Consider the following 24,394-nt stretch of genomic DNA (forward strand, 5'->3'; position numbering starts at 1 on the left):
CGCGGACCAAGCCGCGTATGTGGGGGTGGACTTTCCGATGACCATCAATCTGGACCGGCCGGAAGGACTGGAGACCGCCTTGGCGGACGACATTCCGGCGCCCGTCGTCCTGACCGGCGACGGCGCTCTGAAGACGCCGTACCGACCGCGGATCGTCGGGGTGGGGACCGCCACGTCGGCCACCGCCTACTCCCAGCAGGAGGTGCTCGACGCCTTCCGCATCACCGACCCGAAGATCCGGTCCGTGTTCGCCAACAGCGCCATCGACCGGCGCCACCTGACCCTGCCGGAACCGGACTCCGACGGTGTCCGCGCCCCCGAGCCGCAGGGCGACCTGCTCGACAAGCACAAGGCCATGGCTACGGAGATGGGCGCCGAGGCACTGCGCGCCTGTCTGAAGCGGGCCGGCGCCGAACTCTCCGATCTGCGGCACCTGTGCTGCGTGTCGTCCACCGGCTTCCTCACCCCCGGCCTGAGCGCCCTGATGATCCGTGAGCTGGGCATCGACCGGCACTGCGGCCGCAGCGACATCGTCGGCATGGGCTGCAACGCGGGGCTCAACGCGCTGAACGTCGTGGCCGGCTGGTCCGCGGCCCACCCGGGCGAACTCGCCGTCGTCCTCTGCGCGGAGGCCTGCTCCGCGGCGTACGCGATGGACTCCTCGATGCGGACCGCAGTCGTCAACAGCCTCTTCGGCGACGGCGCCGGAGCGATCGCCCTGAGGTCAGGACCCGGTGACGAGGCGTCCGGCGCGGCCGAGGGCCCGACCCTCCTGAAGTTCGCCAGCTGCATCATCCCCGACGCGATCGGCGCGATGCGCTACGACTGGGACCGCGACCTGGACCGGTTCAGCTTCTACCTCGACCCCCAGATCCCCTACGTCGTCGGTGCCCATGCCGAGATCGTGGTCGACCGCCTGCTCCAGGACACGGGCCTGCGCAGGAGCGACATCCGCCACTGGCTCGTGCACTCCGGCGGCAAGAAGGTGATCGACGCGGTGGTCGTCAACCTCGGCCTGACCCGCCACGACCTGCGCCACACCGTCGGCGTCCTGCGGGACTACGGCAACGTGTCGAGCGGGTCGTTCCTTTTCTCGTACGAACGGCTCCTCGACGAGCGGGTGACCCGGCCCGGCGACTACGGAGTGCTCATGACCATGGGCCCGGGATCCACGCTCGAAACGGCGCTGGTCCAGTGGTGAAGACAGGAGAGAGCGCAGTGAGTGACGTAAGTACCGTGCGGTCACTGGCCGTTGACGGATCCCGGCCGCTGTCGATCAGGACCGTCAAGGACCTCACCGTCCTGTGCGACGAGGTGGAGGACCGGGGCGGGGCCGCGATCCTGCGGGTCACCGGTGCACCCGCACCGGGCTGGGCCGACGGGCTCGACGTCTCCCTTGTCACCAAGTGGGAACGGGTGCTGCGGCGGCTCGAACGGCTGCCCGGGGTCACTGTCGCGGTCGCGGCCGGCGACTGCGGCGGAGCGGCCCTCGACGCCTTCCTCACCGCCGACATCCGGATCGCGACGCGCGGCAGTCGTCTTCTCCTGCCGTTCGACGGGGAGGCCACCTGGCCCGGCATGGCCGCGTTCCGGCTCGCCCGTCTGGCCGGCGCCGCGCGCGCCCGCCGTGCCGTCCTGTTCGGGGACCCGATCCCGGCGCCCGAGGCGCTGACGCTGGGAATAGCCGACGAGGTGACCGAGGCGCCGGACACCGCGGTGGCCGCAGCCGTCCAGCGCTGCGAGGGACTGTCCGGCAAGGAGCTCGCCCTACGGCGTCAGCTGCTCCTCGACGCGATGACGGTCAGCTTCGAGGACGCCCTCGGCCCGCACCTGGCGGCCTGCGACCGCGCTCTGCGGCGCACCGTCGAGGAGGCCGCGTGATGACGCGGCCCAGCCGCGGACTCCCCGGTGCGGACACCCCCCGACCGCACCGGGTGAGGGCGGAAGGCGGGGCGGCCGTATGACGACCGCCCCGCTGGAGCAGGAGACCGCGCGTGCGGAGTGGTCGGCGCTGACGGAGGCCGCCGAGCGCGTGGACAAGACGCTGGCGTCACTGCCGTACCCGACGCGCCGCACACCCGAACAGCGGGACCTGGCCGAGGCGGTGAAGAACCGGGCCCGCGCCCTGCGCGCCCGGTTCCTGGACGGGTACGGCGACGCCGTGTACGACCGGCTCACCGAAGGGCGCACCCGCGGCCTGCGGATCGACGAACTGGTCGCGGCCGTGGCGACCGCCTTCCCCGGCCTGGTGCCGGACGCCGGTCGGCTCGCGCAGGAGCGGAGCCGGCCGCAGGCCGACAAGGAAGGCCACGAGATCGACCAGGGCATCTTCCTGAGGGCCGTTCTGCGGTCGGCCTCGGCCGGTCCGCACCTCCTCGACGCCATGCTCCGGCCGACGGCCAGAGCGCGGGGGCTGCTGCCGGAGTTCCTGCGGAGCGGTGTCGTGGAGATGGAGGCCGTACGGCTCGAACGCCGCGACGGCGTCGCACGGTTGACGATGTGCCGGCACGACCGGCTCAACGCCGAGGACAACCAGCAGGTCGACGACATGGAGACGGCCGTAGACCTTGCTCTCCTCGATCCGGCCGTCCGGGTCGGCCTGCTGCGCGGAGGGGAGATGAGCCATCCCCGCCACCGCGGCAAGCGGGTGTTCAGCGCGGGCATCAACCTCAAGAACCTGAGCTCCGGTGACATCTCCCTGGTCGACTTCCTGCTGCGCCGTGAACTCGGCTACATCCACAAACTCGTCCGGGGCCTGCTCGTCGAGGACCCGGACCGGTGGCACTCGCCGTACGTCGAGAAGCCGTGGGTCGCCGCTGTCGACGGCTTCGCGATCGGCGGGGGCGCCCAGCTACTGCTGGTGTTCGACCATGTCCTCGCCGCGTCCGACGCCTACCTCAGCCTCCCCGCCGCCAAGGAAGGGATCATCCCCGGCGTGGCCAACTTCCGCTTCAGCAGATACGCCGGACCCCGGCTGTCCCGTCAGGTGATCCTGGAGGGGCGCAGGATCTGGGCCACGGAGCCGCAGGCGCGGCTGCTGGTGGACGAGGTCGTGGACCCGCGCGAGCTGGACGCCGCCGTCGAGCGGAGCCTGGAGCGCCTCGACGGCGAGGCGGTGCTCGCCAACCGGCGCATGCTCAACCTCGCCGAGGAGCCCGTCGAGGCGTTTCGCGCGTACATGGCGGAGTTCGCCTTCCAGCAGGCACTGCGGTTGTACGGGGAGGACGTGATCCACAAGGTGGGCAGGTTCGCGGCGAGGTCGTCGTCGTGACCGGGGACCGGGTGAGCCCCGACGACCGTGACCGGGTGCGGTACGAGAAGAAGGACCACGTCGCCCGCGTCACCCTCGACCGTCCCGAGGTGCTGAACGCGATGGACCTGCGCATGCACGAGGAACTCGCCGGTGTCTGGGACGACGTGGAGGCCGACGACGACATCCGCGTCGTGGTCCTCACGGGCGCGGGCGACCGGGCCTTCTCCGTCGGACAGGACCTGAAGGAACGCAGCCGCCTCGACGCGGAAGGGACCCCTCGGACGACGTTCGGAAGCCGGGGCCTGCCAGGCTGGCCCCGGCTCACCGAGCGGTTCACCCTTTCCAAACCGGTCGTGGCACGGGTCAACGGCTACGCCCTCGGCGGCGGCTTCGAGCTGGCGCTCGCCTGCGACCTCGTCATCGCCTCGCACGACGCGCGGTTCGCCCTGCCGGAGGCGCGGCTCGGGCTGGTCCCGGGGGCGGGCGGCGCCTTCAGGCTCGCCCGCCAGTTGCCCCTGAAGACGGCCATAGGACATCTGCTCACCGGGCGGCCGATCGACGCGGCGACAGCGCTGCACTTCGGACTGGTCAACGAGGTCGCCGAGGAAGGAGACCTGGACCGACGGGTCGACGCCTGGACGGACGACCTGATCCGCAGCGCGCCCCTGTCGGTACGGGCCATCAAGGAAGCGGTGATGCGCTCGCTCGACCAGCCGCTGGAGGAGGCGTTCGCCACGAGGTACGCGTGGGAGGAACGGCGTATGCACAGCCGGGACGCCGTGGAAGGCCCACGGGCCTTCGCGGAGAAGCGGGATCCCGTGTGGTCCGGCCGGTGAGGTGATCCGGGTCCGCCGGTGGGGGTGAACCTGTCGGCGGGCCAGGGCGTTTCGGTTTCCGAACAGCGTGGCGGTTCGCTCCGTCCGCCAGGGGCCGCCTCACAGGAGGCGGTGGAAGGACAGGACGATGCCGATCGCGCGTGTCAACAGAACAGACCTCGGCTACGACGACTACGGCGGCCCGGGGGAGCCCGTCGTGCTGGTCGCCGGCACCGGCGCCCCGGGACGGATCTGGCGGACCCACCAGGTGCCCGCCCTCAGGGCGGCCGGCCACCGGGTGATCACGCTCGACAACCGCGGCATCCCGCCGACCGGTCCGTCCCCCGCCGGATTCACTCTCGACGACATGGCCGCGGACGTCGCCGGTCTGATCGAGCACCTGGGCGCGGGACCGTGCCGGGTCGTGGGCCACTCGCTGGGCGGTCTCATCGCGCAGGAACTCCTCCTCGCCCGGCCCGAACTCGTCACGCGGGCCGTCCTGATGGCCAGCTGCGGACGAGCGGACGCGCTGATCACCGCCATGTCGGCCGCCGACATCGAACTGGCCGACAGCGGCGTCAAGATCCCTCCCGCCGTGTCCGCGTACCGGCAAGCCCTGCAGAACCTCTCACCACGGACACTCAACGACGAGGACAGACTGCGGGACTGGCTCGGCATCCTCGAACTCGCCGGCCCCGACCCGTCGACGGTCCGCGCACAACTCGGCCTCGAAGTCATCCCGAACCGCCTTCCGCGCTACCGACGGATCACCCGCCCCTGCCTCGTCCTCGCCTTCCAGGACGACCTGGTCGTCCGCCCACACCTGTCACGCGAACTCGCCGCGGCCATCCCGGCAGCCGCGTACACCGAGATACCCGGCTGCGGTCACTACGGCTACCTGGAGCGGCCCGACGCCGTGAACGAGGCGGTCATCGGGTTTCTCAGCGGTTGAAGCGGTTGAGGGGATGTCCCTGGCCCTGATGAGCGGGCAGTCGGGAGCCGCTGTCCTGGCCGAGCTTGCCGGACAGACGAACCGGTCGGCGCTCCGGTGGAGGCTCGGGCCCCGCTGCGCCGGGTGACGCCCTTCGCCCACGTCTTCGCGTCACCAGGCCATCGCGGGACAGCACCTGGTGGACCGTGGCCCGCGACGGCGCCGACTCCAGCCCGCGGCCGGACAGCTCGCGGGAGCTCCGGCGGGCACCCCACCGGGGATGCCGGCGGCGCGACTCGCAGATCTCGGCCTCAACCTCGGCGGACAGGCGCGTGGGACTGTTCCGCGGCCGGCGGGAGCGATCCAGCAGACCGGCCATGCCCTCCTGCTCGAACCGCCGCCGCCAGCCTGTGCGGGGTCTGGCGCGAGGTGCCGTACCGGGCCGCGACCTCACCGATCGGAGACCCGCCGAGCACTTCGCGGACAGCCCGGCAGCGGTCAACCATGTCCGGAGCGCAAACGGTTGGCACCGGTGGCAGTGAACTGAGGGCCGTGTTCCGTCCGTACCTGTACGGAACACGGCCCTCACCGCGTCCCGATGGCGCGAACCCGCCCTCACGGAACATTGCTCTGAGTAATCGGATGCATATACAATGTGGTTCAGTTGCGCGCTCAATCATCCCGGAGTGGAGGCAAGGCATGGCACGTGCCTGGGAGCCCGATCCGTCCGCGTTATTCGAGCGGCGGCTGGGAAAGTCGCTGAAGGAATTGGGAAATTCCAACGGTAAGGATGAATGCCCGGACATCTGGCAGCTCGACAACGGCGATATCGCGGTGATCGGCCGGGATCTCACCTCGCATTATGTCGCGCGGTTGCCGGAAGGTGTCGCGCTTGCCGCGGATGAACGGCTGGTGATCATCCCCGGGAACATGCTCAGCGCCGCGAAGGCGGATATCGCCGATGCTTGATCTACTGGCTCCGAAGCTGCCGCCCGAGCAGGGCGAGAGGCTCGTACGTGACGTCTATAAAAGGGACTTCCGGCAACGGGACGCGGCGCTCCGCAACCGGCACTCCTGGAAGCTGGAGCGACGCCAGCACTTCCAGGAGCAGGGAAACGCCAGCCGGGACGCGCTTGCGCGGGGCGACTGGGACGAGGCACTGCGCCTCATGCGGGAACAGCGCGGCAATCTGCTCGAAGCCGCCGGTGACGACCGCCGCCGCGGCTCGGTCTTTCACCGACTGAGGGTTGTCGAGAAACCGCTGACGCCCTATCTGCAATGGGAGCTGCATTCGCTGCGGCAGCGTGCGCAATGCGGAGAAAAAGTCCGTACGGTCAATGCCGAGCTGGCGGCCGCCTCGGAGCGGGAATCCCTCCTGCCCGAAGTGGTGATCCTCGGCGGACATACGCTCTACCACGTGCTCTATACCGAGTCCGGCGTCCCGCAGGGGGCCCTCCGCTACACCGACTCGGAGCTCATCGAGCGCTGGGAGAGCTACATCAGGGGACTCTACGCGGCAGGTGAGGACGTGGAGAGCTACTTCGACCGCGAGGTGGCGCACCTTCCCCCGCCGACGATGGACGCGGAGTAGACGATCAACGAGCACAGCGGAGACGAGAAGCGTCTCGGCAGGTCGAACAATGACCTGTCGGGAACGTCGCGCGATGTCGTACAGGCCGGAAGCGTGAGCGGAGGGATCCACTTCCACGGACTCGGACGCGGCACAGAGGACGAGGACAGTTCCTTGAACACCACACCCCGCCAGCTCCCCGCCGACATACGCGGATTCGTCAACCGTACGCATGAACTCGACGAGCTGAACGCCGTGCTGGCCGACGACGAGGGCCAACCGCTTGTCATCTCGGTCTATGTGATCGCCGGTACGGCCGGCGCGGGTAAGACCTCGCTCGCGCTGCGCTGGGCCCACCAGGTCCAGGACCGCTTTCCCGATGGCCAGCTCTACGTCAATCTGCGGGGCTACGACCCGGGGGAGCCGGTCACGGCCCAGGAGGCTCTGCACCGTTTCCTCGGCGCACTCGGCGTACGACCGTCGTCGGTCCCGCAGGACCCCGACAGCGCCGCCGCGCTGTACCGCTCCCTGCTGGCCGGCCGTCGGATGCTGATCGTCCTCGACAACGCCGCCACGGTCGGCCAGGTCCGCCCGTTGCTGCCGGGCAGCGCGGGGTGTCTGGTGGTCGTCACCAGCCGGAGCCGGCTCTCCGGGCTCGCCGTCCGGGACGGGGCGCGTCGGCTGACGCTCGGGACGCTGCCGCAGCCCGAAGCGGTCGCCCTGCTGCGGGCCGTCACCGCCGGATACCGGCCGGAGGACGATCTCGAAAAGCTCACCGAACTGGCGGGGCTCTGCGCCCGGCTGCCGCTGGCCCTGCGGATCGCGGCCGAACGCGCCGCGAGCCAGCCGCATCTACGGCTCGACGACCTGATCGCCGATCTGAGGGACGAGAGCGCGCTGTGGGACGCGCTCAGTACCGGGGACGACGAGGAGGCGGAAGCGGTCCGTACCGTCTTCGCCTGGTCCTACCGCGCCCTTCCCGACCGAGCGGCCCGGCTGTTCCGGCTGCTCGGTCTGCATCCCGGCCCCGAGTTCGGCCTCCACGCGGCCGCGGCCCTCGCCGGACTGACCGCGGCCCGTACCCGGCAACTGCTGGACTCGCTGGTCGGCGCCCATCTGCTGGAGCAGACCGCACCGGACCGCTACCAGTTCCACGATCTGCTGCGTGCCTATGCCACCGACCAGGCTCAGCACGAGGAGCCGCCCGGCCGGCGGGAAGCCGCGCTGCGTCGCGTACTGGACTGGTATCTGCATACGGCGGACGCGGCGCAGAGCTGGATCAACCCCGCCGAACTCCATCTGGAGCTGGCGCTGTCCGCGGAGGGCGTGGAGCCGTTGTCCTTCGCCGACTACGACACCGCCGTCGACTGGTCGGAGCGTGAGCACACCAATCTGCTCCAGTCCGTGCGGGACGCCGCGGCCGCGGGAGACGACCGGCTCGCCTGGCAACTGGCCGCCGTTCTGGCGAACGCCTACTCCCCCTCCGCTCCCGTCGCGGACTGGACGGCTGCCGGCCGTATCGGCCTGCTGTCGGCACGCCGGCTGGGCGACCGTCGCGGAGAGGCTCAGCTCCTCACCGAACTGGGCATGAGCCACACCCGGAACAATCGCCTGGCCGAGAGCTACGAGAACCACAGCGAGGCACTTCGGATCCGGCGCGAGCTGGGTGACCGTACAGGAGAGGCCGATTCGCTCAACCTGGTGGGGCTGGTCCATCTCCACGCAAGGCGACTCGGCGACGCCGCGGAGCACTTCGAGCAAGCCGCGGCCATCTTCCAGCAGCTGGACTCGGCCCACTGGGAGGCCACGACTCTCTCGAACCTCGCCAGTACCCACTACCGCGCCGGCCGTCTCCCGGAGGCCGCCGCCGTCGCCCGTCAGGCGCTGGCCGCGCACCGCGCCCTGGACAATCCGCGGGGCGAGGGCAACATCCTGCGGCTCCTGAGCCATCTGGAGCTGGAGCAGGGGCAGGAGGAGAACGGACTCGGCTCGGCCCGCGACGCCGTGGACATCGCGCTCGCACTGCGCGATCACCGGCTGGAGGGCTACTGGCTTCTCACCCTGGGCGACGCCCAGCAGGCGAACGATCAGCCGGCGGAGGCGCTCGTCTCCTACCAGCGGTCCGCGACCCTGCACCGTCGCCTCGGGAACCGGAGCCGTGAGGCCATGGCCTGGCACGGCGCGGCCCAGACGTACCGCCGGCTCGACCGGCACAAGGAGGCGGCCCAGTTCCACCGCCGGGCCGCCGCCGTCCACCATGAGCTCGGTGACACCTGGGACGAGGCCATGGCCCTGGACGGACTGGCCGAGGCCGTGGTCGTCGACGACCCGGAAGCCGCCCGTACGCACTGGACGGACGCGCTGCGGCTCCTCGCCGGCTATGACGACCCCCGCGCGGTCGCGGCGCGCGAGCGGGCCGAGGGCCGTCGCGCCGGGATCGGATGAGTAGGGAGTACGGACCGGGACGCCACCGGCAAAGACTGAGCGGTGTCCGCGCCCCGTGGTCGCGCCGCGCGGTCGCGCCGATCCGTGAGCGGAACGGCGGGAACGGGCCACCGGCTCGTACCGGTGGCCCGTTCCCATGGCCCGTTCCCGTGATCCGTACTGGCGGATCAACTCACCCCGTCACCGCAGCAGTTCCACCTCCGCCAGGGTCGGCGGGGTGTCGTTCGGGCCGGTGGTCACCAGGCGGTACCTCTCGTACGCGCCCGGTTCGGCGATCGTGAAGGCCCGGGTCTGCTTGTCCCAGGCGAAGGACTGCGCCGACCTGGTGTCCAGGGTCTGCCAGGTCGTACCGTCCGCCGAGCCCTGGAGGGTCCAGCCGGTCGGGGCCTTCGAGGCCGCCGAGGACGTCAGGGTGTACTGGACCGCCCGGGTCGCCGAGCCGACCGGGAGGTCCACCGACCCGGCCGTCCCCTCCGTGCGCGAGGAGTTGTCGAAGAGCGGGCCCGCCGAGGCCGGCAGGGCGTCCGTCCGGGGGGACGGGGCTTTGTCGTCCTGGGTGATCGAGACCGGCGCCGCGTCCTTGCCCGTACCCCACGCCGAGGGCTTCGGGCCCATCGTGAAGTCCAGCGTGCCGCCGTTCGCGATCACCTCGTGCGGGAGCGCCGTGGAGTTCCACGCCTTGCCGTTGACCGTGAGGCCCTGGACATAGATGTTCTTGTCACTGTTCTCCGGGGCCTTGATCACCAGCGTGCGGCCGTTGTCCAGATGGACCTTCACCTTGGTGAAGAGCGGCGAGCCGATCGTGTACTCCCCGCTGCCCATCACCAGCGGATAGAACCCGAGCGCCGAGAAGAGATACCAGCCCGACTGCTCGCCGTTGTCCTCGTCGCCGTGGTAGCCCTGCCCTATCTCGCTGCCGACATACAGCCGGCCCAGGACCTCGCGGACCTTCTCCTGGGTCTTCCAGGGCTGCGAGGCCGCGTTGTACATGTACGTGACATGGTGGGCGACCTGGTTGGAGTGGCCGTACATGCCCATCCGTACGTCGCGCGCCTCCGTCATCTCATGGATGACACCGCCGTACGAGCCGACGAACTCGGGACCGGCCGTCTCGGGCGTGGCGAAGTAGGTGTCCAGCTTCTCGCCGAGGCCCGCGCGCCCGCCGTACAGGTTCGCCAGACCGCGCGAGTCCTGCGGGGCGGTGAAGGCGTAGCCCCAGCCGTTCGTCTCGGTGTAGTCGTAACCCCACACCCTCGGGTCGTACTTCTCCGAGTCCACCCGCCAGTCGCCCTTGAGGTCACGGCCCTGGAAGAAGCCCGCCTTCGTGTCGAAGAGGGTGACGTACTTCTGCGCCCGGTTGCGGAAGTACTCCGACTCCTCCTTGTACCGGGCCTCGCCGGTCTTCTTGTAGAGCGCCTCGCCCATCTTCGACAGGCCGTAGTCGTTGAGGTAGCCCTCCAGCGACCAGGACAGGCCCTCGTGCGTCTCCGTGGAGGCGTAGCCGAGGAAAGGTGAGGTCTCCATGCCCTTGCGGCCCACACCCGAACTGGGCGGCACCACCGTGGCGTTCTTCAGCGCCGCCTCGTACGCCGCCTCCGCGTCGAAGTCGACGCCCTTCACATACGCGTCGGCGAACGCCACGTCCGAACTCGTGCCGGTCATCAGGTCCGCGTAGCCCGGCGAGGACCAGCGGGAGATCCAGCCGCCGTCCTTGTACTGCTGGACGAAGCCGTCCACCAGTTCGCCCGCCCGGTCCGGGGTGAGGAAGGAGTACGCGGGCCAGGTCGTCCGGTAGGTGTCCCAGAAGCCGTTGTTGACGTACACCTCGCCGTCGACGATCTTCGCGCCCGTCCGGGTCGGGGTGTCCTGGCCCGTCTTCGCCGAGAACGGGCTCGCGTACTGCTGCTTCGGGCTGGACCGCGTACCGGTGTTCTCGAAGCCGGAGTTGGGATACAGATACAGCCGGTAGAGGCTGGAGTAGAGCGTGGTGAGCTGGTCGTGGTTCGCGCCCTCCACCTCCACCCTGCCCAGGATGTCGTCCCAGGCGTCCTGCGCCCGGTCCTGGACCTTCGTGAAGCGGGTGCCCTCGGGGATCTCGTCGGCGAGGTTCTTCTTCGCCTGGTCCACGCTGATCAGCGAGGTCGCGATCCGCAGGGTGACGGTACGGTCCTGGCCGGCGTCGAAGCGCAGATAGCCGGTGACGTCCGCGCCCCCGCCGCCGGACAGCTTGCCGCTCGCGGTGACGGGCGCGTCGAAGACGCCGTATACGAAAAGACGCGTCGCGCCGGTCGACAGACCGCTCTTGACGTCCGAGAAACCGGTGAAGGAACTCGTCCCCGGGTCGAGGGTCAGCCCGCCCGCGTTGGAGATGTTGTCGAAGATCATGCTCGCGTCCGCGCCCGGGTAGGTGACCCGGACCATCGCCGCGTGATCGGTCGGCGTCATCTCCGTCCTGAGACCGTTCTCGAACTCCACCCCGTAGTAGTGGGGCTTCGCGGTCTCGTTCTCGTGGCGGAACGGCAGCGCCCGCGCCGTACGGGACGCGTTCGGCGTGCCAGGGGCCACCGACGGCATCATCTGGAACGTCTGCCGGTCGCCCATCCAGGGGCTCGGCTCATGGCTGGCGCTGAAGGCCTGTACGGTCGGCAGGTTGTCGGCGTTGTTGGCGCGGCTGTACTCGTAGAGCCAGCTGTTGGACCCCGCGTTGGTCACCGGGGTCCAGAAGTTGAAGCCGTTGGGCACGGCGGTCGCGGGGAAGGTGTTGCCACGCGAGAAGGACCCGCTGGAGTTGGTGCCGCGCGTGGTGGACGCGTAGTCCGACAGATGCTTGAGCCGCGGCTCGGGCGCCTTCGGGGCCAGGGTGATGTCGTCGATCCAGCCCTGGAACGTCGCGGGGCCCTTGGGGGAGTCGTACGCCACCAGGATCCGGTCGACGGTCCTGCCCGCCGCGACCGAGCCGATCCGCGCGTCGACCTGGTTCCACTGGTTGACGTAGAGACGCTTGGCGGCGCCCTGGCCCTGCGGGGTCAGCGCTCCGCCGTGTGCGTCGACGGCCCGGAGATCACTCAGATAGGTGCCGTCGGTGAAGGCGAGGTCGACGGAGACATTGGTGGCCGGATAGTTGAGGTCCGTCTCCGGGAGGGAGGGGTAGATCCGGTACGAGAGCGCGGTGTCGCTCTGTACGGCCGTGTCGACATCGAAGATCTTGTTGTACGAGTACGCCCGGCCGTCCGGCTGGTGCGTGCCCGCGTACTTCAGCGCCCGCGTCCCGGTGAATCCGACGGCGGACTTGGCCGTGGGGGAGCCGGACGGGCCGCGGTCGACCTGGGTGCGCATGTCCTGGGGCGGCGGCGTGTTCGTATCGCCGTCGGAGAACTGGACATCGGCGAGCTGGGTGGCGTCGGAGCCGCCGTTGTTGGCGGTGATGTCCAGCCGGTAGTGCCGGTACGCGGTGGTGTTGGCGATGTCGTACGACCTGGTCTGGAAACGCTCGCCGAAGGTTTCACCCTTCCGCGTGTCCAGGTCCCGCCACTCCTTGCCGTCCGCGGACCCCTGGAGCGTCCAGTCCCTGGGGTCACGCTCGGCGTGGTCGTTCGCCGAGGTCAGGGCATAGGTGAGGACCTTGACCGGTTCGTCGAGGTCGAACTCCACCCAGGCGGTCCTGGTGAACGCCAGCCACTTGGTGGCGGACTGGACATCGACCAGATTCTCCTTGGTCTCACCCGAGCCGCTGTTCTCGCCGCTGGCACGCAACTCCACCACCCGGTCGGTGACATTGCCCGGGATTCCGCTGGTGAAGCCCCCGTCGACACCGGATGCCCGCTTCTCGCCGCCAGGGCCCACTTCGACGGTATTGCGCCAGTCCGGCTGTTTTTCGTCCGCCTCGAAGGACGAGCTGAATTCCTTTTCCGCCGGCTTGGGTTGTGCGGGCTGTGCCACGGCGGCGGACTGTGCCGTTACGACGAGCAGCGCGGCGGCCGCCACCAGGGTGGCCGTGTGCCATTGTCTGCGCCGGGGTCCGGTTCTCTGCTCCATACCGAGTCTTTCCTCCTGCGTACCAAGTCGGACAACGTTGTCAAACGAGAGCGCAGGGTCCAGTAGGAGCCAAGTGCAGAGTGGTGTCAAGGGTGTTGCGGGGGTGGAACATTTGGAATCGGCCATTCCGATGGGGGCGGAGGTGGTCGAATGAGTACACAACCGTCTCGGATATCCGCGAGGTCTCAACTAGGGAAAGACTGCCGTCCAAACCTGCTTTCGATCTTGCTCCGTCGGCGGGAAGTGGACTATACCTGTCGGCGTCCGCCCTGGAGTTTTCCGCAGTGGCGGACAACACGTAGGAGGACAGGGGGCGGTGGGGAGGGCTCTGTCCGCTCGCGGCCGATCGGCCGAGGTCCCTGCTTCCGCGACCGGCACACACGACGAAGAGCGACATTCCCGTACGACCCGGCTTTATCTGCACCACCCAGCTTCATTTGACCGCGGTGGCGGGGCCCTTCTCCTCAGGTGAGAAGCACGGGCGACCGGTACACCGCCTGAGTCCTGGAGAAGGCGAGGACTTGAGCATGGGATCCACCTCCGCTCAGTACAACGGGGGCCTCGGCCGTCGTGATGTGATCAAGCGGTCCGCCGCGATCGGTCTGATCACCGTCCCGACGATGAGCTTCCTGGCGTCCTGCGCGAGCAGCGACAGCGGGACCGACAACAAGGTCGAGAAGGGCACGGCGTCCGAGAAGAACCCGCTCGGGGTGAACGAGACCGCGCAGCTCGACTTCGTTCTGTTCGACGGCGGTTTCGGCACCGAGTACGCGACGGACGCCGTCGAGCAGTACAAGAAGGCCTTCCCGAAGGCGGAGGTGAAGTTCACCCCGACGCAGAAGATCCAGTCCCAGCTCCAGCCGCGCTTCAACGGCGGCACCCCGCCCGACCTGATTGACAACTCGGGCGCCGAGCAGATGGACATGGGCGTTCTCGTCGGCAAGAAGCAGCTCGCCGATCTCACGCCCCTGCTGGACGCGCCGTCCTACGACGACCCGGCCAAGAAGGTCCGCGACACGCTGCGGCCCGGGGTCGTGGAGATGGGTCAGTTCGACGGCGACCCGGTCTGGATCATGTACTACGCCTACACGGTCTACGGTGTCTGGTACTCGCAGACCGCGCTCGACCGGCTCGACGCGGAGTACCCCGAGGACTGGGACGCGATGCTGGCCCTCTGCGCGAAGGCCAAGAAGCAGGACATCGCGGGCTGGACGTACGCCGGCAAGTACCCGTACTACCTGCCCTTCTCGCTCTACCCGTTCATCGGCAAGATCGGCGGACGTGAGGTCCTCGACGCGATCGACAACCTGGAGCCCAACGCCTGGAAGCACCCGGCCGTGAAGTCCGCCTTCGAGGCGTACTACGAGCTGTTCAGGAAGGGCTACATCCTCCAGGGCACCCCCGGTCTCGACCACATCCAGTCGCAGACCGCGTGGACCGAGGGCAAGGCGCTGTTCATCCCGAACGGCTCCTGGGTGGAGAACGAGGCGGCCAAGACCACGCCGAAGGACTTCCAGATGAAGGTGTCCGCGCCGTCCGGTCTGGACAGCTCGGACAAGCTGCCGTTCGGCACCATCTGGGCCTCCGGCGGTGAGCCGTTCATCGTCCCGGCGAAGGCCAAGAACCCCGACGGCGGCATGGAGCAGCTCCGCATCATGCTGAGCGAGGCGTCCTCGAAGAACTTCACCTCCAAGGTGAAGTCGCTGACCTCCTTCAACGGCGGCACCGACGGTCTCACCCTGTCCACCGCGCTCCAGTCCGGTGTCGACGCCCTCGCCAAGGCGGGCGACAACGTACTGAACCCGCGGATGCAGGACTGGTACGTCGCCCTCCAGAAGGAGAAGCTCGGGGTGGGCGTGCTCGGCGAGATGATGGCCGGGCGCATGACTCCGGCCGAGGCCATGAACAAGGCCCAGGAGTTCGCCGACGCGGCGGCCAAGGACGACTCCATCAAGCACTACAAGCACCAGTAGGAGCGGAAGCGGCCGGAAGCCCCGCCGGGGCTTCCGGCTCCGGCCCGTCGGACCCGCCGGACGGGCTCCCCAAGGCAGCACGGCGGCACCCGCCGGGATTCGGGGTCGGGAGACATGCAACACGGCAAGTACCGGTTCATCGTGGGGTTTCTCATTGTCCCCCTGGCGCTGTACGGACTCTTCGTCGTATGGCCGTTCGTCCAGTCCATCTACTATTCGTTCACGGACTGGACCGGGCTCAGCCCGGACTTCGCGATGGTCGGCTTCGACAACTACACCCGGATGCTCGACGACGAGACTTTCTGGAGTTCTCTCCGGCACAGTCTGACCTTCGCGCTGCTACTGCCCCTGGTGGTGCTGGGACTGGCGCTGTTCTTCGCGTTCATGCTGAATGTCGGCGGGCGCCACCGTAAGGGATCCGCCATTTCGGGTGTGCGCGGATCGGCCTTCTACAAGATCGTGTATTTCTTCCCGCAGGTGCTCTCGATCGCGATTGTCGCGCTGCTCTTCCAGTTCGCGTACAACCCGAACAGCGGTGCCATCAACTCGGCGCTCGACGCCGTCGGTCTGGGCAGCGTGCAGCCGGAGTGGCTGGGCGATCCGAATCTCGCGCTGTGGTGCGTGATGGCCGTCCTGGTCTGGTCCACCACCGGCTTCTTCGTGGTCCTGTTCTCCGCGGGCATGGCCTCGATCCCCAAGGACTTCTACGAGGCGGCGCTGCTGGACGGCGCGAACCGCTTCACCACCTTCTTCCGCATCACCCTGCCGCTGCTGTGGGACACGGTGCAGTCGGGGTGGGTCTACATGGGCATCCTCGCCCTCGGCGCGGAGTCCTTCGCCGTCGTCCAGATCATGACCGTGGGACCCGGCGGACCCGCCGATTCCACCAACGTACTGACCCTGCTCGTCTACCAGAAGGCGTTCCGTGACGGTCAGGCGGCCTATGCGACCACGATCGGTGTCGCCCTTCTCGTCGTCACGCTGGCCTTCTCCGCCATCGTGATGCGGCTGGGCCGACGTGAGCGGCTGGAGTTCTGATGAAGACCACCGACACCCCTCCTCCGGCCGACACCCCGCCCCCGGCCGGCCCCCAGGACCCCGCCGCGGCCGGGACGGTCATGGCGCGGCCGGCCGTGAGCAAGACGGCTCCGCCGTCCGCCGGGGGGTCGAAGAGCGGCGGCGTCCTCAATGTGTTCTCGCACGGGGTGCTCGTCATCTGGGCCGTGCTGGTCGTGATGCCGCTGCTGTGGGCGGTCATGACATCCTTCAAGGACGACAGGTCCATCTTCACCGAGCCGTGGTCGCTGCCCGACTCGCTGCACTTCGAGAACTGGTCGCGCGCCTGGACCCAGGCGCATATGAGCGACTACTTCCTCAACACCGTGCTGGTGGTGGCCGGTTCACTCGTCGGCACCCTGCTGCTCGGCTCGATGGCCGCGTATGTGCTGGCGCGCTTCGAGTTCCCGGGCAACCGCTTCATCTACTACCTGTTCATCGGCGGGATGAGCTTCCCGATCATTCTCGCCCTGGTCCCGCTGTTCTACGTCATGAACAATCTGGGCCTGCTGAACACCATCCACGGTCTGATCCTGGTCTACATCGCGTACTCGCTGCCGTTCACCGTCTTCTTCCTCGTCTCGTTCTTCCGGACGCTGCCGACCTCGGTGGCGGAAGCGGCGATCATCGACGGCGCCTCGCACACCCGGACGTTCTTCCAGGTGATGCTGCCCATGGCCAAGCCCGGTCTGATCAGCGTCGGGATCTTCAACTTCCTGGGGCAGTGGAACCAGTACCTGCTGCCCACGGTGCTCAACACCGACCCGGAGAACAAGGTGCTCTCACAGGGACTGGTGCAGCTCGCGGTCAGCCAGGGATACAAGGGCGACTGGTCGGGTCTCTTCGCCGGTCTGGTGATGGCGATGCTGCCGGTGCTCGCCGCGTACATCATCTTCCAGCGCCAGGTGGTGGCCGGCCTGACGGCGGGCGCACTGAAGTAGACCGCCGCGCGCCCCCGGGGTCCGGGACGGCCCAATCCACCCGAACCGCCCGTCGACACTGGTCGGCGGGCGGTTTGTCGTGTTCCGCATTGCTCAAGGTCTTGACGGGGAGCAGCCCGAAAGGCTGAGCTTAGGGTTCACAAGTTGGAGATACGTCGGGGTCTCATTGGCGCGGCCCCGACCGGCGGCGGCGGTCGTGCCGTCCGCCAAGGGCAGGAGTGGATCAGTCGTGGAGACTCCAGGGTCGCAGTCGTCTCTGCACCGGGCCAACCTCGAACGGGTCGTACGAGCGGTTCGTATGGCCGGTTCGCTCACCCAGGCGGAGATCGCCCGGAGCACGGGACTGTCGGCGGCCACGGTCTCCAATATCGTCCGCGAGCTGAAGGACGGCGGCACGGTCCAGGTCACGCCCACCTCGGCGGGTGGCAGACGGGCCCGGAGCGTCTCGCTCAGCGGGGACGCGGGCACCGTCATCGGGGTCGACTTCGGCCATACCCATCTGCGGGTGGCCGTAGGCAATCTCGCCCACCAGGTGCTCGCCGAGGAGTCGGAGCCCCTCGATGTGGACGCCTCGTCCGCCCAGGGATTCGGCCGCGCCGAGGAGCTGGTCGAGCGGCTGATCGTGAGCACCGGCGTCAGCCGCGGCAAGGTGATAGGCGTCGGGCTCGGCGTCCCCGGGCCGATCGACGTGGAGTCGGGCACGCTCGGCTCCACCTCGATACTGCCGGGCTGGAGCGGTATCAACCCCAGCGACGAACTGGCCGCCCGCCTCGGCGTACCGGTGTACGTGGACAACGACGCCAACCTCGGCGCGCTCGGCGAGCTGGTCTGGGGGAGCGGGCGCGGGGTCAGGGACCTGGCGTACATCAAGGTCGCCAGCGGTGTGGGCGCCGGTCTGGTGATAGACGGGCAGATCTACCGGGGCCCCGGCGGTACGGCCGGTGAGATCGGCCACATCACGCTCGACGAGTCGGGTCCGGTCTGCCGCTGCGGCAACCGCGGCTGCCTGGAGACCTTCACCGCAGCCCGGTATGTCCTGCCGCTCCTCCAGTCCAGCCATGGCGCCGATCTGACCATGGAGCGCGTCGTCCAGCTCGCGCGGGAGGGCGACCCGGGCTGCCGCCGTGTGGTCGCCGACGTGGGCCGTCATATCGGCAGCGGCGTGGCGAACCTGTGCAATCTCCTGAACCCCAGCCGGGTGGTGCTGGGCGGGGATTTGGCGGAGGCTGGGGAGCTGGTGCTCGGACCGATACGCGAGTCGGTCTCCCGGTACGCGATCCCCAGCGCGGCACGGCAGCTCTCGGTGCTTCCCGGAGCGCTCGGCGGCCGGGCCGAGGTGCTGGGCGCGCTCGCCCTCGTGCTCAGCGAAATGGGCGATTCGACCCTTTTGGAGAGCGTCATTCCGGCCACGGCGGCTGCCTTCACTTAGATAACGAATGGCACCGTTGTCATCTCGTTAAGGATTTACTCCTTGACGCCGACCCCGGAGCCGAGTTGACTTCCAGCCACCTCGGCCGCAACGACGCGGCCTCGTCAGGGAGGTTTGTTAAGTGAACGCAATGATGCGTCGTGCTGCCGTGGCCGCCGCCACCACCGCGATGGCTGTCTCGCTCGCCGCCTGTGGCAGTGCGGCGGAGTCCGGCGACAAGGCGGAAGCGTCGAAGTCGGACACCAAGGGCCCGATCACGATCGGCCTGCTCCTGCCGGAGAACGAGACCGCTCGGTACGAGAAGTTCGACAAGCCGCTGTTCGAGAAGAAGGTCAGCGAGCTGACCGACGGCACGGGCAAGGTCGTCTACGCGAACGCCAAGCAGGACGCGACGCTGCAGAACCAGCAGGTCGACACGATGATCACCAACAAGGTCGACGTGCTCGTCGTGGACGCCGTCGACTCCAAGGCCATCGCCAGCTCGGTGCAGAAGGCCAAGGAGGCCGGAATACCGGTCGTGGCGTACGACCGTCTGGCCGAGGGGCCGATCGACGCCTACACCTCCTTCGACAACGAAGAGGTCGGCCGGGTCCAGGGCAAGGCGCTCGTCGAGGCGCTCGGTGACAAGGCCAAGTCCGGCGACATTGTGATGATCAACGGCGCCGTGACCGACCCGAACGCCGCTCTGTTCAAGAAGGGCGCGCACTCCGAGCTCGATGGCAAGGTGAACATCGGCAAGGAGTACGACACCAAGGAATGGAAGCCGGTGAACGCCAACAGCAACATGGAAGGCGCCATCGCCGCCCTGGGCAAGGACAAGATCATCGGCGTCTACTCCGCCAATGACGGTATGGCCGGCGGTATCATCACCGCCCTCAAGGGCGCCGGCTTCACCAAGCTCCCGCCGGTCACCGGCCAGGACGCCGAACTCGCCGGTGTGCAGCGCATCGTCGCGGGCGAGCAGTTCATGAGCGTCTACAAGTCCTACCCCGAAGAGGCCTCCGTGGCCGGTGAGATGGCCGTCGCGCTCGCCAAGGGCGAGAAGCTCGACTCGATCGCCAAGTCGACCGTCGACAGCGCCACCACCAAGGGTATTCCCTCCGTGCTCGTCCCGGTCGTGTCGCTGACCAAGGACAACATCAACGACACGGTCATCAAGGACGGCATCTACACGGTCGCCGAGATCTGCACGGGCGCCTACAAGGCCGACTGTGACGCGATCGGTCTGAAGTAGGTCACCCGGGGGCCGTGAGGTCCCCGCCGGGTCCGCCCGGTGACCTGCCTCCGGTGAAGCCTGTCCGGCACCCCGCCCACTCAACAGCCCCGCAGCTCGGGCGGGGTGCCGGATGGAACCACCTCGGCCGCCGTGCCGCACGCCGCGCGCGAGCGCCGTGCGGCCGCCCCTTCCGTTCTCTTCTGCTCGACCTCCGCGCCTCCCCCCGGCGCGGCATCCCCGCCGGTCAGGCGGCGAAGGAGATGGTTCACGTGACCGCTACGCCCGTGCTGGCGTTGCGAGGGGTCTCCAAGCGATTCGGTGCCGTCCAGGCGCTCACCGAAGTAGAGCTTGAGGTCCACTCCGGTGAGGTGGTCGCCCTGGTCGGCGACAACGGTGCCGGGAAATCCACGCTGGTGAAGACCATCGCCGGCGTGCACCCCATCGATGACGGAGTCATCGAGTGGGAAGGCCGGCCCGTCTCGATCGACAGGCCGCACGACGCCCAGACCCTGGGCATCGCCACGGTCTACCAGGACCTGGCGCTGTGCGACAACATCGATGTCGTCGGCAACCTCTATCTCGGCCGTGAACTGCGGCGCTGGGGAGTGCTCAACGAGGTGGAGATGGAGCGCCGCTCGCGCGAGCTGCTCACCACCCTGTCGATCCGGATCCCCAGTGTCCGTATCCCGATCGCCTCGCTCTCCGGCGGCCAGCGGCAGACCGTGGCCATCGCCAGGTCCATGCTCGGCGAGCCCAAGCTCGTCATTCTCGACGAGCCGACCGCGGCCCTCGGTGTCGAGCAGACCGCCCAGGTGCTCGACCTCGTCGAGCGGCTGCGCGAGCGCGGTCTCGCCGTACTGCTCATCAGCCACAACATGGCGGACGTCAAGGCCGTCGCCGACAAGGTGGCCGTGCTCAGGCTCGGCGGCAACAACGGCGTCTTCGATGTCGCGTCCACCTCGCAGGAAGAGATCATCGCGGCCATCACCGGCGCCACGGACAACGCCGTGACCCGTCGCGCGTCGCGCACCGTGGAGGTTCAGAAGTGACCACCGAGAACACCTCCCCCTCGCTCGACAAGGCGGCGCCGGCCAATCCGGCCCCGGTCGACGCCCCCGCCGCGGCGGACGGCGCGGTCACCGCGGTCGACCCGCGGCTGCTCGTACGCGAGCAGGGGTTCGGCGGCTATATCACCGAGTTCAAGCGCAAGATCCGCGCCGGCGATCTGGGTGCGATACCCGTCGTGCTCGGCCTGATCATCATCTGGGCGATCTTCGGAAGCCTGAACTCCAACTTCCTGAGCGCGGAGAACCTCAGCAACATCTCCGTGGCCATGGTCGGCACCGGCATGATCGCCGTCGGTATCGTCTTCGTCCTGCTGCTCGGTGAGATCGATCTCTCCGTCGGCTCGGTCAGCGGTGTCGCGGGCGCGGCCTTCGCGGTCCTCAGCGTCACGCACGGCATGGCGGACTGGCTGGCGTTCATCCTCGCCATCCTGACCGGTACGGTCGCCGGGGCCGTCCACGGCTTCTTCTTCGCCCGGATCGGGGTCCCCGCCTTCGCCGTCACCCTGGCCGGTCTGCTCTTCTGGAGCGGCTTCATGCTCCAGCTCCTCGGCGACAGCGGCACGGTCAACCTGAGCGCCGACAGCGTGGTCGCCAAGCTGACCACGTACTACTTCACCGATGTCGCGGCCGCCTACGGCCTCGCCGTGGTCGCGGTGGCGGTCTTCTTCCTGACCTCGTTCTTCGAGAACCGACGCCGAGAGGCGGTCGGAGTCCCGTCCCGGCCGCTCAGCGAGACCATCCTGCGCTCCGCGCTGCTGGCCGTGGTGGCCTTCGCCGCGGCGGCCCTCTACAACCAGTACAAGGGCCTGCCCCTGGCGGTCGTGATCTTCCTCGTGGTGCTTGTGATCACGGACTTCGTACTGCGCCGCACCAGTTACGGCCGTAAGGTCTTCGCGCTCGGCGGCAGTGTCGAGGCATCCCGCCGCGCGGGTATCAATGTCGCGCTGGTCCGTATCTCGATCTTCTCGCTCGCCGGTACGTTCGCCGCGCTCGGCGGTCTCTTCATCGCCTCCAAGATCGCCGCGGCCAACCAGGGAGCGGGCAGCGGCGACCTGCTGATGAACGCCATCGCGGCGGCCGTCATCGGTGGCACCAGCCTCTTCGGCGGGCGCGGCCGCACCTGGAACGCGCTGCTCGGTGTGCTGGTCATCGTCTCGATCCAGTACGGCCTCGCCCTCCAGGGCATCGCCTCGCCGATCCAGAACATGATCACCGGCGCGGTGCTCCTGGCGACCGTCGTCATCGACGCCGTGACCCGCAAGACCCAGAAGGCGGCGGGCCGCGCCTGAGCGGACGCCGTACGATTCGCGGGCCTGTGCCCGGCATCCGTCCCCGGGTGCCGGGCACAGCCCTGTTGCGGGCACCGGCGATATGACCTACATACATCCGATCGAGTGATGTGCAACGGACCGCCCGCTGATGACGCGCACGAGCGGAACATTAGACTCGCCAGATCGGCAGAGCTCGACCAGCCCAAAACGCAAGGAGGCACAGTGAAGCAGGTGCCGCGCGAAGCGCGCCGAGCAGGGTCGGGGGTGGGCGGATGGGAGCTGATGACTCGTATCAGGGGGCCCCGCGATCTGGACCGGCTCGGCCCGGAGCAGCTTGAGGAGCTGGCCGGAGAGATCCGGTCGTTCCTCGTGGACGCGGTCTCCAAGACCGGCGGCCACCTCGGCCCAAACCTCGGTGTCGTCGAGCTGACCATCGCCCTGCACCGTGTCTTCCACTCGCCGAAGGACAAGATCCTCTTCGACACGGGCCACCAGTCCTACGTCCACAAGCTGCTCACCGGCCGTCAGGACTTCTCGCGGCTGAAGAGCAAGGGCGGTCTGTCGGGCTATCCCTCCCGTGCCGAGTCCGAGCACGACATCATCGAGAACTCGCACGCCTCCACCGTGCTCGGCTGGGCCGACGGTCTCGCCAAGGCCAACCAGGTCCTGGGCGGGGACGACCGCGTGGTCGCGGTGATCGGTGACGGCGCGCTGACCGGCGGTATGGCCTGGGAGGCGCTGAACAACATCGCCGACGCCAAGGACCGCCCGCTCGTCATCGTCGTCAACGACAACGAGCGCTCGTACGCGCCGACCATCGGCGGCCTCGCGAACCATCTCGCCACCCTGCGCACCACCGACGGCTACGAGCGCTTCCTGGCCCGGGGCAAGGACCTCCTGGAGCGCACCCCGGTCGTCGGCAGGCCCCTCTACGACACCCTGCACGGCGCGAAGAAGGGCCTCAAGGACTTCATCGCCCCGCAGGGCATGTTCGAGGACCTCGGACTGAAGTACGTCGGTCCCATCGACGGCCATGACATCGAGGCCCTGGAGTCCGCGCTGCTGCGGGCCAAGCGCTTCGGCGGTCCGGTCATCGTGCACTGTCTCACCGAGAAGGGCCGGGGCTATCAGCCCGCGCTCGCGGACGAGGCGGATCGTTTCCACGCGGTCGGCAAGATCCACCCGGACACCGGTCTGCCGATCGCGTCCTCGGGTGTCGACTGGACGGCCGTGTTCGGCGAGGAGATGGTCAAGCTCGGCAGGGAGCGCGAGGACATCGTCGCGATCACGGCCGCCATGCTCCAGCCGGTCGGTCTCGACAAGTTCGCGAAGCTCTTCCCCGACCGGGTGTACGACGTCGGCATCGCGGAACAGCACGGCGCGGTCTCCGCGGCCGGCCTGGCCACCGGCGGGGTCCACCCGGTCTTCGCCGTCTACGCGACCTTCCTCAACCGGGCCTTCGACCAGGTCCTGATGGATGTCGCCCTGCACCGCTGCGGTGTGACCTTCGTCCTGGACCGCGCCGGGATCACCGGCACCGACGGCGCCTCGCACAACGGCATGTGGGACATGTCGATCCTCCAGGTCGTGCCCGGTCTGCGGATCGCCGCGCCGCGCGACGCCGACCAGGTACGGGCCCAGCTCCGCGAGGCGGTGGCCGTCGACGACGCCCCGACCGTGGTGCGCTTCTCCAAGGGCGCGGTCGGCCCCGCGGTCCCGGCCGTCGGCCGGATCGGCGGTATGGACGTCCTGCGCAGGTCCGACGAGGGCACGGCGGACGTCCTGCTGGTCTCGGTCGGCGCGCTCGCCCCGATGTGTCTGGAGATCGCCGGGCTCCTCGACAAGCAGGGCATCACGACCACCGTCGTCGATCCGCGCTGGGTCAAGCCGGTGGACGAGGCGCTCGCCCCGCTCGCGGAGCAGCACCGTGTCGTCGTCACCGTCGAGGACAACAGCCGGGTCGGCGGCGTCGGTTCCGCGATCGCCCAGACCCTGCGCGACGCCGGGGTCGACGTACCGCTGCGGGACTTCGGCATCCCGCCGCGCTTCCTCGACCACGCCTCCCGCAAGGAGGTCATGGCCGAGATCGGCCTGACCGCGCCGGACATCGCGCGCCAGGTCACCGGTCTGGTCGCGAAGCTGGACGGCCGGCTGGAGGGCTCGCCGGCCGAGGCCGCCCGCGACTGAGCGCGCGACTGAGCGCGCGTTCCCCCGAACGGCTGATGGGCCGGTCAGTCCGCCCTGTACGGGGTGGTCCGACCGGCCCATCCGTGTGAAATAAGACATTACGGGACCCCGGGGGTGCACGACCTCTCGATCATTGCCGGAACGACGCGCGCACGGAGGTATGCCGGTGAGTACGCTGCACGCCCCGGAACCAGCAAAAAACGGG

17 protein-coding genes and 1 pseudogene are annotated in these 24,394 nt (G+C 68.8%); 16 read left to right on the forward strand and 2 right to left on the reverse strand.

The genetic code is table 11. From position 1 onward, the window contains the following. The first annotated feature begins 37 nt into the window (after positions 1–37). The 5 genes from dpgA (at position 38) to ACWGDX_RS01795 (ending at position 5,020) form a co-directional block, all read left to right on the forward strand. The gene (gene dpgA / locus ACWGDX_RS01775; RefSeq protein WP_453621188.1) at positions 38–1,201 is read left to right on the forward strand and encodes a 3,5-dihydroxyphenylacetyl-CoA synthase DpgA; all 1,164 of its coding nucleotides are present in this window, start codon (positions 38–40) and stop codon (positions 1,199–1,201) included. A gap of 17 nt (positions 1,202–1,218) precedes the next feature. After that, on the forward strand, positions 1,219–1,881 hold the full coding sequence (dpgB, locus tag ACWGDX_RS01780; protein WP_453621190.1) for an enoyl-CoA-hydratase DpgB: 663 nt from the start codon (positions 1,219–1,221) through the stop codon (positions 1,879–1,881). Positions 1,882–1,960: 79 nt separating this feature from the next. After that, the gene (gene dpgC / locus ACWGDX_RS01785; RefSeq protein ID WP_453621192.1) at positions 1,961–3,271 is read left to right on the forward strand and encodes a (3,5-dihydroxyphenyl)acetyl-CoA 1,2-dioxygenase DpgC; all 1,311 of its coding nucleotides are present in this window, start codon (positions 1,961–1,963) and stop codon (positions 3,269–3,271) included. Further along, positions 3,268–4,089, forward strand: a complete 822-nt coding sequence (gene dpgD, locus ACWGDX_RS01790; protein WP_453621194.1) for an enoyl-CoA-hydratase DpgD — start codon at positions 3,268–3,270, stop codon at positions 4,087–4,089. Before dpgC ends, dpgD begins: the two co-directional genes overlap by 4 nt. Before the next feature lie 127 nt (positions 4,090–4,216). Next, positions 4,217–5,020, forward strand: coding sequence for an alpha/beta fold hydrolase (locus tag ACWGDX_RS01795; protein WP_453621196.1), 804 nt, complete (start codon positions 4,217–4,219; stop codon positions 5,018–5,020). Between the two features lie 151 nt (positions 5,021–5,171). Here the strand turns inward: ACWGDX_RS01795 and ACWGDX_RS01800 are convergent. Next, positions 5,172–5,505 (reverse strand): annotated as a pseudogene (locus ACWGDX_RS01800) (helix-turn-helix domain-containing protein); the annotation flags it as partial. Between the two features lie 193 nt (positions 5,506–5,698). On the opposite strand from ACWGDX_RS01800, the gene ACWGDX_RS01805 reads away from it, so the two are divergent. From ACWGDX_RS01805 to ACWGDX_RS01815, 3 genes are all read left to right on the forward strand, one after another. Next, positions 5,699–5,968: a hypothetical protein gene (locus ACWGDX_RS01805; RefSeq protein ID WP_453621197.1), complete on the forward strand. Its 270-nt coding sequence runs from the start codon at positions 5,699–5,701 to the stop codon at positions 5,966–5,968. Continuing rightward, on the forward strand, positions 5,961–6,590 hold the full coding sequence (locus tag ACWGDX_RS01810) for a DUF6879 family protein (RefSeq protein WP_453621199.1): 630 nt from the start codon (positions 5,961–5,963) through the stop codon (positions 6,588–6,590). The genes ACWGDX_RS01805 and ACWGDX_RS01810 overlap by 8 nt, the downstream gene beginning before the upstream one ends. A 153-nt stretch (positions 6,591–6,743) precedes the next feature. Beyond that, positions 6,744–9,014 (forward strand): ATP-binding protein, encoded by a 2,271-nt coding sequence (locus ACWGDX_RS01815; RefSeq protein ID WP_453621201.1) that lies wholly within the window; start codon positions 6,744–6,746, stop codon positions 9,012–9,014. Between the two features lie 180 nt (positions 9,015–9,194). On the opposite strand, the gene ACWGDX_RS01820 is transcribed toward ACWGDX_RS01815, so the two are convergent. After that, positions 9,195–13,049, reverse strand: coding sequence for a GH92 family glycosyl hydrolase (locus ACWGDX_RS01820; RefSeq protein ID WP_453621203.1), 3,855 nt, complete (start codon positions 13,047–13,049; stop codon positions 9,195–9,197). Between the two features lie 527 nt (positions 13,050–13,576). Here ACWGDX_RS01820 and ngcE point away from each other — a divergent pair. From ngcE to dxs, 8 genes are all read left to right on the forward strand, one after another. Beyond that, a complete protein-coding gene (gene ngcE / locus ACWGDX_RS01825) occupies positions 13,577–15,022 on the forward strand; it encodes an N-acetylglucosamine/diacetylchitobiose ABC transporter substrate-binding protein (protein ID WP_382851330.1) in 1,446 nt (481 codons plus the stop codon). 114 nt (positions 15,023–15,136) lie between these two features. Beyond that, positions 15,137–16,060 (forward strand): carbohydrate ABC transporter permease, encoded by a 924-nt coding sequence (locus ACWGDX_RS01830; protein ID WP_365905501.1) that lies wholly within the window; start codon positions 15,137–15,139, stop codon positions 16,058–16,060. After that, positions 16,060–17,019 carry a carbohydrate ABC transporter permease gene (locus ACWGDX_RS01835; protein ID WP_453621206.1) on the forward strand — a complete coding sequence of 320 codons (960 nt, stop codon included), beginning with the start codon at positions 16,060–16,062 and terminating at the stop codon, positions 17,017–17,019. Before ACWGDX_RS01830 ends, ACWGDX_RS01835 begins: the two co-directional genes overlap by 1 nt. 229 nt (positions 17,020–17,248) lie before the next feature. Further along, entirely contained in the window at positions 17,249–18,448 is a 1,200-nt protein-coding gene (locus ACWGDX_RS01840) for an ROK family transcriptional regulator (protein WP_363085320.1), read from the forward strand. A gap of 133 nt (positions 18,449–18,581) precedes the next feature. Continuing rightward, a complete protein-coding gene (locus ACWGDX_RS01845) occupies positions 18,582–19,682 on the forward strand; it encodes a substrate-binding domain-containing protein (RefSeq protein ID WP_453621426.1) in 1,101 nt (366 codons plus the stop codon). Positions 19,683–19,924: 242 nt separating this feature from the next. Further along, a complete protein-coding gene (locus tag ACWGDX_RS01850) occupies positions 19,925–20,713 on the forward strand; it encodes an ATP-binding cassette domain-containing protein (RefSeq protein ID WP_363085321.1) in 789 nt (262 codons plus the stop codon). Next, on the forward strand, positions 20,710–22,020 hold the full coding sequence (locus tag ACWGDX_RS01855) for a sugar ABC transporter permease (protein ID WP_453621209.1): 1,311 nt from the start codon (positions 20,710–20,712) through the stop codon (positions 22,018–22,020). The genes ACWGDX_RS01850 and ACWGDX_RS01855 overlap by 4 nt, the downstream gene beginning before the upstream one ends. Before the next feature lie 264 nt (positions 22,021–22,284). Beyond that, on the forward strand, positions 22,285–24,189 hold the full coding sequence (dxs, locus tag ACWGDX_RS01860) for a 1-deoxy-D-xylulose-5-phosphate synthase (RefSeq protein WP_453621211.1): 1,905 nt from the start codon (positions 22,285–22,287) through the stop codon (positions 24,187–24,189). The last annotated feature ends 205 nt before the right edge of the window (positions 24,190–24,394 follow it).

Source organism: Streptomyces sp. NPDC055025 (assembly GCF_053608565.1).

Coding starts and splice junctions, on each gene's coding strand:
- dpgA (WP_453621188.1), top strand. CDS start 38: ATGACCATCAATCTGGACCGGCCGGAAGGACTGGAGACCGCCTTGGCG.
- dpgC (WP_453621192.1), top strand. CDS start 1,961: ATGACGACCGCCCCGCTGGAGCAGGAGACCGCGCGTGCGGAGTGGTCG.
- ACWGDX_RS01795 (WP_453621196.1), top strand. CDS start 4,217: ATGCCGATCGCGCGTGTCAACAGAACAGACCTCGGCTACGACGACTAC.
- ACWGDX_RS01805 (WP_453621197.1), top strand. CDS start 5,699: ATGGCACGTGCCTGGGAGCCCGATCCGTCCGCGTTATTCGAGCGGCGG.
- ACWGDX_RS01810 (WP_453621199.1), top strand. CDS start 5,961: ATGCTTGATCTACTGGCTCCGAAGCTGCCGCCCGAGCAGGGCGAGAGG.
- ACWGDX_RS01820 (WP_453621203.1), bottom strand. CDS start 13,049: ATGGAGCAGAGAACCGGACCCCGGCGCAGACAATGGCACACGGCCACC.
- ngcE (WP_382851330.1), top strand. CDS start 13,577: ATGGGATCCACCTCCGCTCAGTACAACGGGGGCCTCGGCCGTCGTGAT.
- ACWGDX_RS01830 (WP_365905501.1), top strand. CDS start 15,137: ATGCAACACGGCAAGTACCGGTTCATCGTGGGGTTTCTCATTGTCCCC.
- ACWGDX_RS01835 (WP_453621206.1), top strand. CDS start 16,060: ATGAAGACCACCGACACCCCTCCTCCGGCCGACACCCCGCCCCCGGCC.
- ACWGDX_RS01845 (WP_453621426.1), top strand. CDS start 18,582: ATGCGTCGTGCTGCCGTGGCCGCCGCCACCACCGCGATGGCTGTCTCG.
- ACWGDX_RS01850 (WP_363085321.1), top strand. CDS start 19,925: ATGGTTCACGTGACCGCTACGCCCGTGCTGGCGTTGCGAGGGGTCTCC.
- dxs (WP_453621211.1), top strand. CDS start 22,285: ATGACTCGTATCAGGGGGCCCCGCGATCTGGACCGGCTCGGCCCGGAG.